The sequence below is a fragment of the Tessaracoccus sp. MC1865 genome, from assembly GCF_017815535.1.
Lineage (GTDB): Bacteria > Actinomycetota > Actinomycetes > Propionibacteriales > Propionibacteriaceae > Arachnia.
This window is the reverse complement of sequence record NZ_CP072596.1, coordinates 2,035,567-2,051,337: the sequence shown is the minus strand read 5'-3', so window position 1 is coordinate 2,051,337 and position 15,771 is coordinate 2,035,567. Positions and strand designations below refer to the sequence as shown.

Annotated in this window: 16 protein-coding genes; 10 read left to right on the top strand and 6 right to left on the bottom strand. The window is 68.9% G+C overall.

Annotation, left to right across the window (positions count from 1 at the left end; all coding sequences use genetic code 11):
• Window positions 1-15: 15 nt before the first annotated feature.
• A complete protein-coding gene (locus J7D54_RS09535; protein WP_182763707.1) occupies window positions 16-606 on the bottom strand; it encodes a cytochrome c oxidase subunit 3 in 591 nt (196 codons plus the stop codon).
• Window positions 607-821: 215 nt separating this feature from the next.
• Here J7D54_RS09535 and J7D54_RS09530 point away from each other — a divergent pair, with 215 nt between their 5' ends.
• From J7D54_RS09530 to trpD, 3 genes are read left to right on the top strand one after another with little or no spacing between them, the layout of a single operon-like run.
• Entirely contained in the window at window positions 822-1,820 is a 999-nt protein-coding gene (locus J7D54_RS09530; RefSeq protein ID WP_182763664.1) for a cytochrome c oxidase assembly protein, read from the top strand.
• Window positions 1,820-2,227, top strand: coding sequence for a response regulator (locus J7D54_RS09525; RefSeq protein WP_182763663.1), 408 nt, complete (start codon window positions 1,820-1,822; stop codon window positions 2,225-2,227). Before J7D54_RS09530 ends, J7D54_RS09525 begins: the two co-directional genes overlap by 1 nt.
• Window positions 2,227-3,267: an anthranilate phosphoribosyltransferase gene (gene trpD / locus J7D54_RS09520; RefSeq protein ID WP_076058197.1), complete on the top strand. Its 1,041-nt coding sequence runs from the start codon at window positions 2,227-2,229 to the stop codon at window positions 3,265-3,267. Before J7D54_RS09525 ends, trpD begins: the two co-directional genes overlap by 1 nt.
• Here trpD and J7D54_RS09515 read toward each other — a convergent pair.
• The 3 genes from J7D54_RS09515 to J7D54_RS14460 form a co-directional block, all read right to left on the bottom strand.
• Window positions 3,254-3,901, bottom strand: coding sequence for a prepilin peptidase (locus J7D54_RS09515; protein WP_182763662.1), 648 nt, complete (start codon window positions 3,899-3,901; stop codon window positions 3,254-3,256). The two genes, trpD and J7D54_RS09515, sit on opposite strands and share 14 nt — an antisense overlap.
• Before the next feature lie 52 nt (window positions 3,902-3,953).
• Entirely contained in the window at window positions 3,954-5,156 is a 1,203-nt protein-coding gene (locus J7D54_RS09510; protein WP_182763661.1) for a winged helix-turn-helix domain-containing protein, read from the bottom strand.
• 64 nt (window positions 5,157-5,220) lie between these two features.
• Complete coding sequence (locus tag J7D54_RS14460) at window positions 5,221-6,108, bottom strand: hypothetical protein (protein ID WP_182763660.1); 888 nt, start codon at window positions 6,106-6,108, stop codon at window positions 5,221-5,223.
• A gap of 160 nt (window positions 6,109-6,268) precedes the next feature.
• On the opposite strand from J7D54_RS14460, the gene J7D54_RS09500 reads away from it, so the two are divergent.
• On the top strand, window positions 6,269-6,778 hold the full coding sequence (locus J7D54_RS09500) for a peptidylprolyl isomerase (RefSeq protein ID WP_182763659.1): 510 nt from the start codon (window positions 6,269-6,271) through the stop codon (window positions 6,776-6,778).
• A 23-nt stretch (window positions 6,779-6,801) separates the two neighbouring features.
• Here J7D54_RS09500 and J7D54_RS09495 read toward each other — a convergent pair whose 3' ends face one another.
• Window positions 6,802-8,535 carry a DEDD exonuclease domain-containing protein gene (locus J7D54_RS09495; RefSeq protein WP_182763658.1) on the bottom strand — a complete coding sequence of 578 codons (1,734 nt, stop codon included), beginning with the start codon at window positions 8,533-8,535 and terminating at the stop codon, window positions 6,802-6,804.
• 132 nt (window positions 8,536-8,667) lie between these two features.
• Here J7D54_RS09495 and J7D54_RS09490 point away from each other — a divergent pair, with 132 nt between their 5' ends.
• Complete coding sequence (locus tag J7D54_RS09490; RefSeq protein WP_182763657.1) at window positions 8,668-9,774, top strand: C40 family peptidase; 1,107 nt, start codon at window positions 8,668-8,670, stop codon at window positions 9,772-9,774.
• 3 nt (window positions 9,775-9,777) lie between these two features.
• Here J7D54_RS09490 and J7D54_RS09485 read toward each other — a convergent pair whose 3' ends face one another.
• A complete protein-coding gene (locus J7D54_RS09485) occupies window positions 9,778-10,554 on the bottom strand; it encodes a carboxylesterase (RefSeq protein WP_182763656.1) in 777 nt (258 codons plus the stop codon).
• A gap of 33 nt (window positions 10,555-10,587) precedes the next feature.
• On the opposite strand from J7D54_RS09485, the gene J7D54_RS09480 reads away from it, so the two are divergent.
• From J7D54_RS09480 to J7D54_RS09460, 5 genes are all read left to right on the top strand, one after another.
• A complete protein-coding gene (locus J7D54_RS09480) occupies window positions 10,588-11,346 on the top strand; it encodes a 1-acyl-sn-glycerol-3-phosphate acyltransferase (RefSeq protein WP_182763706.1) in 759 nt (252 codons plus the stop codon).
• Window positions 11,339-12,538 (top strand): sensor histidine kinase, encoded by a 1,200-nt coding sequence (locus J7D54_RS09475; RefSeq protein WP_182763655.1) that lies wholly within the window; start codon window positions 11,339-11,341, stop codon window positions 12,536-12,538. The genes J7D54_RS09480 and J7D54_RS09475 overlap by 8 nt, the downstream gene beginning before the upstream one ends.
• 30 nt (window positions 12,539-12,568) lie before the next feature.
• Window positions 12,569-13,210 (top strand): response regulator transcription factor, encoded by a 642-nt coding sequence (locus J7D54_RS09470; RefSeq protein ID WP_076059384.1) that lies wholly within the window; start codon window positions 12,569-12,571, stop codon window positions 13,208-13,210.
• 61 nt (window positions 13,211-13,271) lie between these two features.
• The gene (locus J7D54_RS09465) at window positions 13,272-14,657 is read left to right on the top strand and encodes a class II 3-deoxy-7-phosphoheptulonate synthase (RefSeq protein ID WP_182763654.1); all 1,386 of its coding nucleotides are present in this window, start codon (window positions 13,272-13,274) and stop codon (window positions 14,655-14,657) included.
• The gene (locus J7D54_RS09460) at window positions 14,654-15,670 is read left to right on the top strand and encodes a low specificity L-threonine aldolase (protein WP_182763653.1); all 1,017 of its coding nucleotides are present in this window, start codon (window positions 14,654-14,656) and stop codon (window positions 15,668-15,670) included. The genes J7D54_RS09465 and J7D54_RS09460 overlap by 4 nt, the downstream gene beginning before the upstream one ends.
• The last annotated feature ends 101 nt before the right edge of the window (window positions 15,671-15,771 follow it).

The window sequence follows — 15,771 nt, the reverse complement described above, 5'->3', positions numbered from 1 at the left end:
CTCCCGGTCTCGGTCTTAGCGGAGGAAGTAGAGGACGCCGAACAGGGCGATCCAGATGACGTCGACGAAGTGCCAGTAGTAGGACACGACGTGGGCGTGGACCGTCTGCTCGTGGGTGTGGATGCGGGTCATGTAGGAGCGGGCCAGCACGTACCACATGGCCACGACGCCACCGAACACGTGGATGCCGTGGATACCGGTTGCGATGAAGAACAGCGACCAGTACTGGTTGGTGGAGATGCTGATGCCCTCGTTGAAGAGGGTGAAGTACTCCCAGACCTGGCCGGCGACGAAGATCGAGCCGAGGATGGCCGAGATGATGAAGCCTTGGCGCACGCCCCACTTCAGCGGGTTCACCCAGGAACCGTTGACCCGGCCTGCCTCGGCGGCGTTGGCGCCCAGCTGGATGGTCACCGAGCTCAGCACCAGGATGGTGGTGTTGATGCTGGCGAACAGCAGGTCGAGGTGCGCACTCTCCGTGGCCCACATGGACGGGACGCCGGCGGCTGCGGCGGCGTCCGCCGCCATGGAGCGGGTCCAGAAGTAGGCGGCGAAGATGGCGCCGAAGAACATCAGTTCGCTCGCCAGCCACACGATCACGCCGATGGCGGTCACGTCGGGACGTCCGTAGGGCTTGTTCAGCCGGGCAGGCGGCACCTGATGGATGGCGCCGGTCGGCAGCTCCGATGGTGCTTGGATGAGTTCATGATTCGTGGCCACGGGGTCATTATTGCCTCAAAAGCCCCATAGGTCACGCCAGGCACGAACATTGGGACCACCCCCACCGAATCCTCGAAAGCGGCTATGCGATAATGCGCCACATGTTTACCGGCTCCTTGGCACTCCTGCCGATGCACGCCAAGCCCGACGACGACATCATTCCCCTCGTCGGAGCCCGGTTCTTCACCGCCTGGGAATTCCCCCTCGGCGCCGTCATCGGACTGCTCGTCGCGGGCGGCCTGTACCTGTGGGGAGTGCAGCGGCTGAGGCGGCGCGGCGACAAGTGGCCCCTGATGCGCACCATCAGCTTCGTCGTGCTGGGCCTGGGGTCCATCGCGGTGGGCACCTTCTCTTTCCTCGGGGTATACGACACCGTCCTGTTCTGGTCGCACATGGTGCAGCACATGTTGTTCAGCATGATCGCGCCGGTCTTCATCGTCTTCGGGGCGCCCGTGACGCTTGCGCTGCGCGCCCTGCCCAAGGGGTCGCGGGCGCTGTTGCTGAAGGTGCTGCATTCCTGGTTCGGGAAGGTCGTGATGTTCCCCCCGCTCACCACGGGCCTGATGGTCATCTACCCCTTCGGCCTCTACATGAGCGGCCTCTACGAGATCACCCTCACCAACGACGTCGCGCACGACCTACTCCACCTGTTCCTGGTGACCATGGGGGTGCTGTTCTTCTTCCCGCTCCTGGGCGTGGACCCGGTGCCCATCAAGATGCCGTACCCCATCCGGATCCTGTTGTTCTTCATCACCATGCCGTTCCACGCCTTCCTCGGGGTGACGATCATGGGTTCGAGCCGGCTCATCGCGGAGGAGTGGTACCTCTCCTTTGATCGGACCTGGGGGCTGTCGCCCATGCAGGACCAGGAGTGGGCCGGCGCGCTGATGTGGGCCACGGGGGATCTCACGATGTTCGCGGCGATGATCACGATCTTCATCCAATGGATCAAGGACTCCAACAGGGAGGCCCGGCGGGTGGACCGGGCGCTGGACCGCGAGGAGGCCCGGCGCGCCCGGGCGCAAGGACTTGGCTACCATGACCCCCAGAAACAATCTCAACCCACCGTCGACAGCGACAACGCGAAGGAAGACCGATAATGAGCGATGCGACCGTGAAGGTGCTGGTGTTCTCCGATGACCGACTGGTGCGTGAGCAGATCCGCCTGACGCTGGGGCGCCGCGTGGCCATGGACCTGCCGCAGATCGAGGTCTTCGAGGTCGCGACGCAGGGCGCACTGCTGCGCACCCTGGACGCAGGCACCGATTACGCTCTGATGATCTTCGACGGCGACGCGCAGCCGTCGGGCGGCTTCGGGCTGGCCCACCAGGTCAAGGAGGAGTACGCCGACAGCGCCCCCATCATGCTGCTGGTCAAGCGTGAGGCTGACGCCTGGCTGGCCTCCTGGTCCCGCGCCGAGGCGGTGACCCCCTTCCCGATCGATCCGGTCACCATGCCTGAGCAGGCCGCCCACCTCATCCGTGCGCGCCTGGCGCAGGTCGCTTGATGTCGACGAGCTACACCTGGCCGGACATCCTGACCGGTCTCGTCCGGAGGGAGGGTCTTGAGGCGACCGCGGCCACATGGGCCCTCAACGAGATCCTCGCCGGGCGTGCCTCGGAGGTGCAGATCGCGGCGATGCTGACCGCGCTGCGCGCCAAGGGGGAGAGCGAGGACGAGATCTCCGGACTGGCCGACGCCATGCTGGCCAACTCAACGCCGATCTCGCTCGACCCCGACGCGGTGGACGTCGTCGGTACCGGCGGCGACCGTGCCAACACGGTCAACATCTCGACGATGGCCGCGATCGTCGCTGCGGGCGCCGGCGCCAAGGTGATCAAGCACGGGTCCCGCGCGGCATCGTCCCAGGCCGGCACCGCCGACACGCTGGAGGCGCTGGGCGTCAAACTCGACGTCGAGCCCGCCAAACAGGCCGGCATCCTGGCAGAGACCGGCATCGCCTTCCTTTTCGCGCAGCTCTACCACCCCGCCATGAAGAACGTGGCCGGCGTGCGCAAGGCGCTGGGCATCCAGACCACGTTCAACTTCCTCGGCCCGCTGGCCAACCCGGCCCGGCCCCGGGCCATGGCGCTGGGCGTGGCGAACGACGACATCGCGCCGGTGATCGCCCGAGTGCTGGCGGAGCGCGGCACCCGTGGCATGGTCTTCCGCGGCTACGACGGCCTCGACGAGCTCACCACGACGTCGGAATCCGATGTGTGGCTCATCTCCGAGGGCCGGGTCTTCCGCACCGTGCTCGACCCGCGGGACCTCGGCCTTGAGCCGGCCTCCTCCTTCGAGCTGCAGGGCGGGCCGCCAGCGCACAACGCCCAGGTGGTGCGCGATCTGGTGGCCGGTAAGCCGGGCCCGGTACGCGACATCGTCGCCCTGAACGCCGCGGCGGCCCTGCTGGCCTACCGGGGCATCTCGACGGTCACCGAGCTCATCGACCAGCTGCGCCCCACGCTGGCCGCAGCCCAAGAGGCGATCGATTCGGGGAACGCCGCGCAGACGCTGGAGAAGTGGGTCGCCGCTACCCAGCGGTGACCTGCAGCGTGGCCGCCGCCAACGGGCCCAGCCACAGGGCCGGGCCGAAGGGGAAGTGCCTTGGGCGGCCGGCGTCGCGCCGGGCCCACAGCGCATGGCCGATGCCGTGCACGGCGCCCAGGGCCGTGCCCGTCAGCAGCGCCGTCGTCCACGTACCCACACCGGCCAGTCCGCTGACGGCGCCGATCAGCAGCGCGAGCCGCACGTCGCCGAAGCCCAGGCTCGCCGAGAGCCGCCAGGCCAGGTAGAAGAACACGAACGCGGCCGCCGCGCCCAGAGCTGCGGCCGCTGCCCCGCGCCAGTCGGTGATCGCCGTGGCGGCCAGCCCCGCCGCCATCAGCGCGGCGGCGAGGGCGTTGAGCCGTTTCGGCAGGAACGTACTGAGCAGGTCGATGGCGACCAGCGGTACACCCACGGCCAGGTAGGGCACCCACAGCCAGTGGTGGTGCGTGGGCACCAGCCACAGCACGCCCGACGCCGCACCGGCCGTGCCGAGCACGCCCAGCATGGTGCGCCAAGACACGAGGGCGGCGAAATCCGGCGCGTCGGGATCGTCGACGCGCAGCCGCGGAACGATCAGCCACCAGACGGCGCCTGCTGAGGCCGCTGTGGCAAGGGCCATGAACCAGGTCATGGCCTGAGACTAGGGAGCGCACAGGGTCAGGCCGGCGGCTCCTGTGGACAACTCAGAAGTGGGGCTTCAGCGCAGCGACCCAGGTGCCGGGGCCCGTGAACGACACGGAGCCCAGACCCTGCCATTCGGCGGCCTCTGCCAGCAGCGGCGCCACCCGGGCGGCCAGTTCCTCTCGCCGGTGGGCGCTGGCCGGCTCCACATGCGCATGCTGGACCCGCAGGACGCCGGCCTGCCTGTCGGCCTTGAGATCGACGCGGCCGACGAGTTCGTCGTCGACCAGCACGGGCAGCACGTAGTAGCCGTGCTCGCGCTGCTCTGCCGGCGTGTAGATGGAGATGCGGTAGCGGAAACCGAACACCCGCTCGGCGCGCGGGCGGAACCACACCAGGGGGTCGAACGGCGACAGCAACGCGGCCGCTGTCACGGAGCGTGGTACCCGTTGACCCGTGGCCAACCACGCCGTGCGGGCCCAGCCGTCGACCTCGACCGGCTCGAGCTCTCCGCGCGCCACCAGCACATCGACCGCCCTCTGTGCAGGAGCCCGCTTGATCCGCGGATAATCCGCCAGGTCCTCGAGGGTGGCCACACCGTGGGCGACGGAGGCCCTGCGGACGAGTTCGATGACGGCCTCGTCCTCCGGCACCGCGACCCGCGCTTCTGGCGGGAGCACGTCGCCGGCGACCCCATAGACCCGTTCGAACCGGTCACGCCCCACGACGACGATGTCGCCCTTGCGGAAGAGCCTGGACGCTGCCCAGTAGACGTCGTTCTTGTTCCACCAGCCCCCGCTGGTGGGGGCGTTCAGCGGGTGGTGGAGGTCTCGGACCCTCATGGGGCCGGACAGGTGGAACTCGGCCAGCACCTCGTCGATGAGGCGCCCGTTCTCCTGCGCCCAGCGCTCCCAGCCGGGCCGCTCGGGTCGCGCCCGGTGCCACGCCCACAGGGGCCAGTCTGCCACGGGCATGATGGCCGCCTCATGGGAGAGGTATTCGGTGAAGCTGCCCAGCCGGGTGGCGCGCTGGTCGTGGTGGACGAGCCGGTCCAGCACCGCGCGGTCATACGGGCCGAGGCGGGAGAGGAGCGGCAGATAGTGGCTGCGCTCGAAGACGTTGACGGTGTCCAGTTGCAGCACCCCGAGCCGCGCGACGACCGCCCGTAGCGCGGCCGGACCCACCGCTGCCTTCCGGGGCCGTCCCAGGCCCTGGGCGTCGACGGCGATGCGCCGTGCGGCGGCGGGACTCAGACGGCGGGGCATGGGCTACACAATAGAACCGGGCGCCGACAATGCGTCGGCGCCCGGCGGGATCAGAGCAGTGCCGTCAGCGCTGCGCCCTCGTGAAGCCGGCAGCCTCAGCCGCCTCCTCCGAGTTGAACCAGACCTCGGCGATGGTGCGGTCGTAGCCGCCGCTGCCTTCGACGTGGTACTTCTTCGAGCGCTCGTTGCCCTTGATGGTGAACCCTGCGGGGGGCTCGGTGCCGACGTAGGAGCCGTCGCCGTAGCCGGCAGCGGCAGTGCCGGGCGCCGCGGCGTCCTCTACCACCGACGCCGGAGGCGTGGTCTCGGTGGTCACGTCCTGGGCCTGCACCTCGTCCTCAGCCGGCTCGGCGACCTCGTCGGTGGGTTCGACGGTGTCCGAGGCGAACTTGGCCGCGTTGGAGAACGTGTCGTTGTTGTTCACGTAGGCCTTGGAGGGTTCATGGGCCGTCCAGCCATCGTCCTTCGGGGACAGGAAGTGGCGCACCGCCGCGGCTGCACCGGCCACGATGGCGCCGATGGCGAGGACCTTGCCGAACGTGCGCCAGCCGCTCTTCTTGGGAGCGGGCTCCAACTCACCCTTCAGCGCCTTCAGGGCTGCCTTGCCCCGCTTGCCGCCCTCGACGACGACGGGGAGCTCAGCGGCATGGTGCAGGAACCCCTGGACCTTGGGCAGCAGATCGTCCTCGACCCGCTCCCGCGCGACTTCGATGGCCGGGGCCACCTTGCTCATGGCGTCCTTCAGGTGCGGCTCGAAATCGTCGAGACGCTTGGCCGCGTAATCCGCGGTCCGGATCTTGGCGTCGTGCAGGACGGGTGCGGCCTGCTTCTGAAGATCCGCCAGCATGATCTGGGCGCGGTCCAGGCCCTCCTTCAGAGCGGCGGTTGAATACACGGCGGCGGCAGAAGCTGTCTCTGCGGCGGCCTTCTTCAGTTCTTGTGACCTTCTCACAAGTTCCTCCCATGGTTGTGGCTCGTGATCGAGCAGATTCCACGCTACCTGCTTGTAGGGTCCACTCAAGACGATTGGCCCAACTTCACCCGGCGCTTCGCAGTCGTTTCGGCCCTTCTGACAGACTGGGCCTCCAGTGAATCCTCAGAAAGGACAGCGCGTGACCACCGCTACCCTCAAGACCAACCACGGTGACATCGTCATCGAACTCTTCGACAACCACGCCCCCAAGACCGTCGAGAACTTCGTCGGCCTCGCCAACGGCACCAAGGAATACGCCGACGCCAAGACCGGTGAGACCACCACGGGCAAGTACTATGACGGGCTGACCTTCCACCGCGTGATCGACGGCTTCATGATCCAGGGTGGCTGCCCCCGCGGTGACGGCCGTGGCGGCCCCGGCTACACGTTCGCCGACGAGTTCCACCCCGAGCTGCAGTTCAACCGCCCCTACCTCCTGGCCATGGCCAACGCGGGCCCCGGCACCAACGGCTCCCAATTCTTCATCACGGCCGGCCCCACTCCGCACCTGAACAACCGCCACACCATCTTCGGTGAGGTCAAGGACCCGGCCAGCCAGAAGGTGGTCGACTCCATCTCCAGAACGCGCACCGGCTCCGGCGACCGTCCGGCCGAGCCCGTCGTGATCGAGACCGTCGAGATCTCCTGACCCCTCGCCGGTTCAACCAGCGATCACGAGGCGAGCAGTTCCGAGAGGGGCTGCTCGCCGAGTAGTTCCCGGGGGAGGGCGCCCTCGGGGAGGCCCGCGTTCAGCGGCCATTCCCAGCTCCCGTCCGTCTCGATGAGGCGGACCCCGGGCAGCTCAAGCCAGGAAGCGACCCGCTCCGCCTCCTCGATGCTGGCGGCGGGCCAGCCCCCCGTAACGGGCAGCACCGTCTCCGCCAGCGCGACGGCTTCCTCCGCCGCGATGCGCGCCCGGGGCGAGGGCGCCGTGGTGGCCGCGGCCAGCCGTCCGTAGCGGATGACGTGGATGTCCCAGCCCTCCGCCGAGGGGACGGCGGCCACCAACTGGCGGCACCTGGCCAGCGACCGCACGCGGTGGAACCGCAGGGAGGTGCGGTAGTACGCGGTGAGCCGCTCCGCCACCTCGCCGGCCTCCTCGTAGCGTTCCTGCCCGACGAGCTTGCTCAGACGGCCCCGCACGCTGCGGAGCACGGGGCGCACGTCGGTCTCCCAACTGCTGCGCACCTCCTCCACCACGGCGCCGTAGCCCTCAGCGCCTGCCCCGAGTTCGCAGGGGGCAAGGCAGCGGCCCATCTCCGCGAGGGCGCACGATGCCGACGCCGTCTTCCTGGAGAGGCGCGGCGTGCAGCGCCGCAACTTGAAGGCGTCGTACAGCGTGAGCGCTGCTTCGTTGGCGGCGTCGCGGCTGCGGAACGGCCCGAAGTGCGGCGCGCCGTCGCGCACCGAGGTGACGACGGACAGCCGGGGGAACGCCTCGTCGGTGAGCTTCAGCCAGGTGAGCTTGCGCTGGTTCTTCGACCGCCGGTTGTACCGGGGCGCCAGCGACTCGATCATGCGCAGCTCCCGCACCTCCGCCTCCAGGTCCGTGGCGCAGGAGATGAACTCGACGCCGGTGGCCACCCGGACCATCTCGTGGATGCGGCCGCGCTTCTCAGCCGCCGAGAAGTAGGACCGCACCCTCCGCTTGAGGTTGTTGGACTTACCCACGTAGAGCACTTCGCGCTTCGGGCTGCCGTCTGCCGCCGTCGAATCCGTCACGAAGAAGTAGACGCCGGCCGTCTCCGGGGCGTCCTGGGCCCAGACCCGCTTGGCCCGCCTGTCCGGCGAGACCTGGAGGGCGAACTCCGTGAGGTCCTCCAGAGTGTGCACGCCGAGGTTGCCCACGCGGGCCAGCAGCCCGTGCAGCACGTCGACGGTGGCCCGGGCATCGCTGAGCGCCCGGTGGTTGGGCTCGGTGGTGGCGCGGAAGTAGCGCGCCAACGTGGCGAGCTTGCAGTTGGGCACCTCGTCGCGCATGAGCGCCGTGCGGGCCACCGCGACCGTGTCGATCACGGTGGGGCGTGGCCAGGTCATGCCCAGTTGCTCGTAGCCGCGGCGCAGGAAGCCGGTGTCGAAACGCGCGTTGTGGGCCACCAGTGCCGCGCCGGCGGCGAACTCCGCGAAGGCCGGCAGCACCTGGGACAGGGGAGGGGCGCCCGCCACCATCTGATTGGTGATGCCGGTGAGCACCTGGATCATGGGCGGGATGGGTGCCGAGGGGCGCACGAGCGTCTGGAACTCCCCGAGCACCTCGCCGCCACGGACCTTGACCGCGCCGAACTCGGTGATCTCGGAATCTGCCGCCCCGCCGGTGGTCTCCAGGTCCACCACGACGAAGGTGACGTCCGGGAGCGGTACGCCGAGGTCCTCGAAGGACGGCTGGGAGAAGGCGGTGGCAGACATGAGGGAGACGATAATCGCCGGTGCCGACAAATCCCGCACCCCATTAAGCGAGTCCGTGGACAGGACTTTGAGAAAGCCTGAAAAGAGCTTAGGATTCTCTCAGATATGCTGTCCGCCACCACTGGAGCTTCCGTGAACCGAGTTCGTGCCGCCGTCGCCGCTGTACTCACCTCAGCTGTCATCCTCACCGGAACCGTCGTGGCCAGCGCGGACCCCCAAGCCGTCGAACAGGCCCGGGCGGAGCTGGAGCGCATCCAGCAGGAGTCCTCGGCCATCGACCAGCAGATCATCGAGTCCCATGACCGCGCTGCGCAGGCGGAGAAGAAGCTGGCGCGGCTGAAGACCGACGTGCAGACGCAGGAGGAGAAGGTCGGGAAGCTGTCCTCGGAACTCGGCGACGTGGCCGCATTCCAACTGCAGCACGATTCGGTCTCCCTCACGGCGCAGCTGCTGCTCAGCAGCTCCTCAGACAATTTCCTCAGCGGCCTGGCCACCCTGCACAGCGAAGTGGACCGCAGCAACGCCGGGATCCAGCAGCTGCAACTCGTCCAGGCGAAGCTCACCACCCTGCGCGAGGACGCCGCCACCACCGAGGCCGCCCTGAAGAAGGAACACGCCGCCAAGGTGGAGCTGGCCGAAGACTACGACGCCAAGGAGGCTGAGGCGGAGGCTGTCTACAAGCGCCTCTCCGCTGAGGAGCGCGAGCGCCTCGCCAGGCTGGAGGCCGAGCGGGTCCGCCAGGCGGAAGAAGCGCAGCGCCGCGCCGAACTGCGCGCGGCCCGTGCGCAGACAGCCGCGGCGGCTCCCGCGGCGCCAGGTGCAGCGCCGGCCGCACCCGCAGCAGCGGCGCCCGCCGAGCCGGCCGCCCCCGCACCTGCCGCCTCCGGTCGTGCACAGGACGTCGTCAACGCGGCGCTCAGCAAGGTCGGCAAGCGTTACGTGTGGGGCACCTCGGGTGAAAACACGTTCGACTGCTCCGGCCTCACCAGCTGGGCCTACCGCCAGGTGGGCGTCAACCTGTCGCGCTCCTCGCGCACGCAGTGGAGTTCGGCCGGCTACAAGGTGTCGAAGTCGGAACTCCAGCCGGGAGACCTCGTCTTCTACTACAGCCCCGTGAGCCACGTGGGCATCTACATCGGCAACGGCAAGATCGTCGACGCCGCCAACCCGCGCTCCGGCGTACGGGTGGCCGGCCTCAACTCGATGCCCTTCACCGGCGCCCGCCGGGTCATCGGCTGACCCTCAGCGCACTGAGGGCGCTGCACTGCGCCCCGTGATGAAGCGGCGGGATTCGGCGACGATCCGGCCGGCGTCGTGGTCGAGGGTGGCGACGTGGTAGCTGCGCGTCAGTTCGACATCCACGACCTCCGCCATGTCCCGGCGGATCACCTCGCGGCTGAGGCCGTCCACGACGTGGTCCACCGTCGAGGCCATCAGGAGCACGGGGCCGGGGATCCGGTGCAGCTTCGCCCGGGTGTCTGCCCACAGCTCGGCCATCGTGGCGAGGCTGGTCACGGAGAAGCGCGAGTAGGCCGGCTCCTCCACCCCGGCCAGCGCGATGTCGGAGGCGATGCCGCGCTGAGGCGGCAGCAGCCGGTGGATCTTCACCGCTGGGGCGACGCGGCGGTCCCTGGTGCCGAGGGAGGGGTTCACCAGCAGGGTGCCACCCACAGGGTGGGCTGCGGCCAGCTGCAGCGCCAGCGCGCCGCCCATCGAGAGGCCGGCGACGAACACCGTGCTGCAGGTGGAGGCCAGGTCGACGTACGCGTCCTCGACGGCGTTGTACCAGTCCCACCACCTGGTGCGTGCCAGGTCGCGCCAATGTGTCCCGTGGCCAGGGAGCCGCGGGGCCAGGACCCGGACCCCGGGCCAGTCGCCGTCGGGCTCAGCCAGCCCTTCGGCCCAGGGTCGCAGGCTTCCGACGGTCCCGGTGAATCCGTGGCACATGACGACACCGATGTCGCCCTGTCCACCCCGGAACGGGCGCGCCTCATTCCGGACGCTGTAGGAGGTAGTCATCTTCCTACGATGACAGAGATTAGACTGCCGCCCATGTGGTACCAGTTCTTCAAGTACGTCATCTTCACGCCCATGGTGAAGTACGGCTATGGCACGAAGGTGATCGGGAAGGAGAACTTCCCCAGGCAGGGCGGCGCGATCCTGGCCAGCAACCACATCGCCGCCTTCGATTCCCTGGTGCTGCCCGCCAGCATGCCGCGCCGGATCATCTTCCCCGCCAAGGCGGAACTGTTCTCCGGCGAGGGCGGGCTGGGCAGCAAGATCGTGGCCTGGTTCCTGAAGAACGTGGGCATGGTGCCCATGGACCGCAGCGGAGGCCGCGCCAGCGCGCAGGCGCTCGGCAGCATCACCTCCGTGCTCGCCGAGGGCAACGTGGTGGGCATCTACCCCGAGGGCACGCGCTCGCCCGACGGCCGCCTGTACAAGGGAAAGACGGGCATGGCCCGCATGGCGCTCAGCAACAATGTGCCCGTGATCCCGGTGGGCGTCACCGGCACCAAGTCCTTCAAGGGTCCCTTCGGCCTGCCGTGGGTGCGCCGCCCCGTCGTGATCATCGGCAAGCCCCTCGACTTCTCCGCCCACGCCACCGCGAAGCCCAACACGGCGCTGCTGCGCTGGGTGACGGACGAGACCCTGGCCGCGATCCAGCAACTCACCGGCCAGGAATACGCAGACGTGTACGCCACGCGGGTGAAGCACGGCGATCTCAGGGACATCGGTTCCGACGAGTTCGTGCGGCCCCGCCCCGGTGGGGAGGGGCCCCCGGTGGAGCAGGCCGCCTCTGATGCCTGACACACAGTGGAACGAGGCGCAGGCAGCACGGGGCCTGCGCCCGTTCACCCTCTGGTACCGCGACCGGCACGACGTGCTGAGCAGGGTCTACACCGTCGTGGAGGTGGCCCGGGGTCTGTTGGGCCTCCACGTGGTGCTGGTGAACTTCCTGCTCGTGTTGCCCCGCGCCGACAACCGGCTGGGCGTGATCGTGGCCACGATGGCGCTCGTGTTCTGGCACATCTTCATCTCGCTGCGGATGCGCAAGCCGTCGAAGCGCACCCGCGCCGCGCATCTGGCAGATCTGGGCGTCACCGTGACGATCGTGCTCTTCACCTCCCTGGTCCTACCGCCCGGAGGGGCGCCGCTGACGCTGGCGGGCTACTGGGCGGGCGGCGCGGCTGCCTATGCCGCCCTGTTCAACAGCGTCCGTTACGGCGTGGTGTTTTCCGTCGTCATCGCCGGTTCGACGTTGATGGTGCCCTCGCACTTCAGCCTCGAACGGCTCGGGAGCAGCTTCGTCATGATCCTGTTCACGGCCTGCCTGGGCGTGTTGATCTCCCAGTTCCGGGCCACGATCGTGGAGCAGGAGCAGGAGCGCGTCCGCTCGGCGGCCCTCGGCGAACGGGAGCGGCTCTCCAGGCTCGTGCACGACGGCGCCCTCCAGGTGCTGGCCCTCGTCGAGCGGGAAGGCCCGTCGCTCGGGCCCCGCGGCATCCGGCTCGCGGCGCTGGCGCGTGAGTCCGAGATGCAGCTGCGCTCGCACCTGCAGGACCGCGACGTGCTCGACGTCGAGCCCACCACCACCGTCGACCTGGCGGCCGTCCTCGACAAGTACGAATCATCCAAGGTCACCGTCGCCACCATGGCCAGCCTCGTGGAGATCCCGCGGCCCCTGGCGGACGAGATCGAGGCCGCGCTGGCGGAGATCCTCAACAACGTGGAGGAACACGCCGGCCCGGACGCCCGGGTCTGGATCCTGCTGGACCAGGAGATGTGCGACGAGGTGATCCTCTGGGTCCGCGACAATGGCGTCGGCATGAGCGCCCAGCAGGTGGAGGCCGCCGCAGCCAATGGCCGGATGGGCATCCGCGACTCGATCGTGGGCCGCATGGCGGCCCTGGGCGGTTCGGCGATCCTGAAATCCTCGCCCGGTGCTGGGGCAGAATGGGAACTCAGGTTCCCGATCGACGTCGACGCGATGGAGAGTTGAGTGGTTGCGAAGTTGGAGCGGAAGCGGGTCATGCTGGTCGACGACCACCCCATGTGGATCGACGCGCTGAGCGAGGACCTCACCGAGGTGGGTTTCGAGATCGTGGCCGTGGCCAAGAACGGCCGGGAGTGCCTGGACAGGGCGCGCGCGGCCCGTCCGGAGGTCATGGTGATGGACCTGCAGATTCCCGAGCCGGACGGCGCCACCTGCATCGAGATCCTGCTGCAGGAGTTCCCGGACATGCACGTCCTCGTGATGTCGGCCTCCGGTGAACGCGACGACGTGCTCCGCGCCATGAAGGCCGGTGCGAAGGGCTACCTGGTGAAGTCGGCGTCCAAGGAGGAACTCATCGACGGCGTGCGCCGCACGGCTGTCGGCGATGCCGTGTTCACGCCGGGTCTGGCCGGGCTGGTGCTGGGCGAGTTCCGCCGGATGGTGAACGTGGCCCGCTCCCACAACGAAGAGGGCCCGGTGCTGACCAGCCGGGAGATCGAAGTGCTCCGCCGCGTCGCGAAGGGCATGGCCTACAAGGAGATCGCCGACGAACTGTTCGTGTCCCACCGCACCGTGCAGAACCATGTGCAGAACGTGCTGCGCAAGCTGCAACTCCACAACCGGGTGGAACTGACGCTCTACGCGATCGACAAGGGCCTGCACGATCCCAACGAGTGAGGCCGTCCACCGGCTCGTCGACCGGTGAGGGCGCTGTGCGGGGTGGGGTAACCTAACGCGCATGTCGAGCATCATTTCCCGGGAAGAACTACGCGCGCTGCCCTACGTCCAGCAGCCGTCGTACCCGGATCCCGCGGCCCTCGATCGGACCATCGACGCGCTGGAGAAGCTGCCCCCGCTGGTTTTCGCTGGGGAGTGTGACGACCTGCGTCTCAAGATGGCCGATGTCGCCGACGGCCGGGCGTTCCTCCTGCAGGGCGGCGACTGCGCGGAGACGTTCTCCGGGGTCACCGCCCAGGCCATCAAGAGCAAGCTGCTCGTGCAGCTCTCGATGGCGGTGGTCATGACCTACGCCGCGCAGGTCCCGGTGGTCAAGGTCGGCCGCATCGCGGGTCAGTACGCCAAGCCGCGCTCGAACGGTGTGGAGACCCGGGGCGACCTGTCGTTGCCCTCCTACCGCGGCGACGCCATCAACGGCTTCGACTTCACGCAGGAGTCGCGGGAACACGATCCCCAGCGCCTCCTCCGCGTCTACAACGCTTCCGCGGCCACGCTGAACCTCGTGCGCGCCTTCGTCAAGGGCGGCTTCGCCGACCTGCGTGGAGTGCACAGCTGGAACGCCGAATTCGTCCGCGACTCGCAGGTCGAGGCGGAGTACGAGGAGCTCGCCTCCGAGATCGACCGCGCGCTGGCCTTCATGGTCGCCTGCGGCGTGAAGGACGACTCGCTCAGCACCGTCGACTTCTACGCCAGCCACGAGGCGCTGCTGCTCGAGTACGAGCGCGCCCTCACCCGCGTCGACTCCCGCTCGCAGGAGCTGTACGGTTGCTCCGGCCACATGCTCTGGATCGGGGAGCGCACCCGCCAGCTCGACGGCGCCCACGTGGAGCTGTTCAGCCGCGTGCAGAACCCGCTCGGGGTCAAGCTCGGCCCCTCCACCAGCGTCGCCGATGCGCTCGCGCTGGCAGACAAGCTTGATCCCCACAACGTCCCGGGGCGCCTGACGTTCATCACCCGGATGGGCGCCAAGAAGGTCCGCGACGTGCTGCCCGCCGTCATCGAGGCCGTCGAGGCCAGCGGCCGCAAGGTCGCCTGGGTGTGTGACCCCATGCACGGCAACACCTTCGAGGCGAAGAACGGCTACAAGACCCGTTCGTTCGCGGATGTCGCGGACGAGGTCAACGGCTTCTTTGACGTCCACGAGCAGCTCGGCACCTGGCCCGGCGGCCTGCACGTCGAGATGACCGGCGACGACGTCACCGAATGCGTGGGCGGCGTCTACAACCTCGACGAGAACGACCTGGCCAACCGCTACGAGACGGTCTGCGACCCGCGCCTGAACCGCAACCAGTCGCTCGAGCTGGCGTTCCTCGTGGCCCGCCGGCTGCGCTCTGGCCGGCTCAACCGGGAGAATCCGGTTCAGTGGTTCCAGGCCAAGGACCTGTGATCGATCTTCGCAGCGACACGGTGACCCGGCCGTCGGCCGGGATGCTCGCTGCGATGATCGCGGCCTCCGTCGGTGACGATGTCTACGGCGAGGACCCCACCGTCGCGGCGCTGGAGCGGCGGGTGGCCGGGATGTTCGGCAAGGAGGACGCGCTCTTCTGCGCGACCGGGTCCCTGGCCAATCAGCTCGGCGTCTGGCTGCACACCCCGCCCGGCACCGAAGTGCTCTGCGACGCGCAGGCGCACATCGCCCGGGCGGAGATGGGCGCCCACGGCGCCGTCGGCGGAGTGACCATGCGCACCTGGGCCTCGGACCGAGGCCGCCTCGTGGCCGACGACGCGCTGGCGATGGTGGCGGTCGACTGCGGCCCCTACCTCGTGGAGACGGCCTGCATCGAGGTGGAGGACAGCCACAACTTCGGTGGCGGGACCGTGCAGGACTTCGACGAACTGGGCAAGGTCTCCGAGGGCGCCCGTGCGCTCGGCATCGCCACGCATCTCGACGGCGCCCGGCTCGCCAACGCCGCTGCTGTGACCGGTCGCTCGTTCGCCCAGTACGGCTCGCTGTTCGACACCGTCAGCATCTGCCTGTCCAAGGGGCTCGGCGCTCCGGTGGGCAGCGTGCTGGTCGGCAGCGCGGAGCAGATGGCCCGCGCGCGGGTGCAGCGCAAGCGGTTGGGTGCCGGCTGGCGCCAGGCCGGCGTCCTCGCCGCCGCGGGGCTCTATGCCCTGGAACACAACCTCGCGCGCATCGCGGAGGACCACACCGCGGCGCGCGTCCTGGCCGAGACCATCGACGCGGCCCGGCCCGGCGTCGTCACCGTCGAGTCGGTGGTGACCAACATCGTGCTGATCTCCACCCCGGATGCGCCGGGAGTCGCCGCACGGCTGAAGGACAAGGGTGTGTTGGTCAGCGTCCTGGGCCCGCGGGCGCTGCGCGCCGTGACGCACCTCGATGTCACTGGGGAGCAGTGTGCCGAAGCGGGCCAACGTGTCGCCTGGGCACTGCGCTGACGCGGCTCGATTTCTGCCGTCGAGCGCGGCCATGAACCAAGGGCTCTCGTTCGCGGCGGGTTGGCGAACAGTCACGCGGTGCTCGATTCGGCGAGGATCTC

What these genes read in the sequence shown, in the direction of transcription:
- J7D54_RS09510 (WP_182763661.1), bottom strand. Translation starts at nt 5,156, where the DNA reads ATGCCCCGCCGTCTGAGTCCCGCCGCCGCACGGCGCATCGCCGTCGAC.
- trpD (WP_076058197.1), top strand. Translation starts at nt 2,227, where the DNA reads ATGTCGACGAGCTACACCTGGCCGGACATCCTGACCGGTCTCGTCCGG.
- J7D54_RS09480 (WP_182763706.1), top strand. Translation starts at nt 10,588, where the DNA reads ATGTGGTACCAGTTCTTCAAGTACGTCATCTTCACGCCCATGGTGAAG.
- J7D54_RS09465 (WP_182763654.1), top strand. Translation starts at nt 13,272, where the DNA reads ATGTCGAGCATCATTTCCCGGGAAGAACTACGCGCGCTGCCCTACGTC.
- J7D54_RS09470 (WP_076059384.1), top strand. Translation starts at nt 12,569, where the DNA reads ATGCTGGTCGACGACCACCCCATGTGGATCGACGCGCTGAGCGAGGAC.
- J7D54_RS09515 (WP_182763662.1), bottom strand. Translation starts at nt 3,901, where the DNA reads ATGACCTGGTTCATGGCCCTTGCCACAGCGGCCTCAGCAGGCGCCGTC.
- J7D54_RS09485 (WP_182763656.1), bottom strand. Translation starts at nt 10,554, where the DNA reads ATGACTACCTCCTACAGCGTCCGGAATGAGGCGCGCCCGTTCCGGGGT.
- J7D54_RS09475 (WP_182763655.1), top strand. Translation starts at nt 11,339, where the DNA reads ATGCCTGACACACAGTGGAACGAGGCGCAGGCAGCACGGGGCCTGCGC.
- J7D54_RS09495 (WP_182763658.1), bottom strand. Translation starts at nt 8,535, where the DNA reads ATGTCTGCCACCGCCTTCTCCCAGCCGTCCTTCGAGGACCTCGGCGTA.
- J7D54_RS09525 (WP_182763663.1), top strand. Translation starts at nt 1,820, where the DNA reads ATGAGCGATGCGACCGTGAAGGTGCTGGTGTTCTCCGATGACCGACTG.
- J7D54_RS09530 (WP_182763664.1), top strand. Translation starts at nt 822, where the DNA reads ATGTTTACCGGCTCCTTGGCACTCCTGCCGATGCACGCCAAGCCCGAC.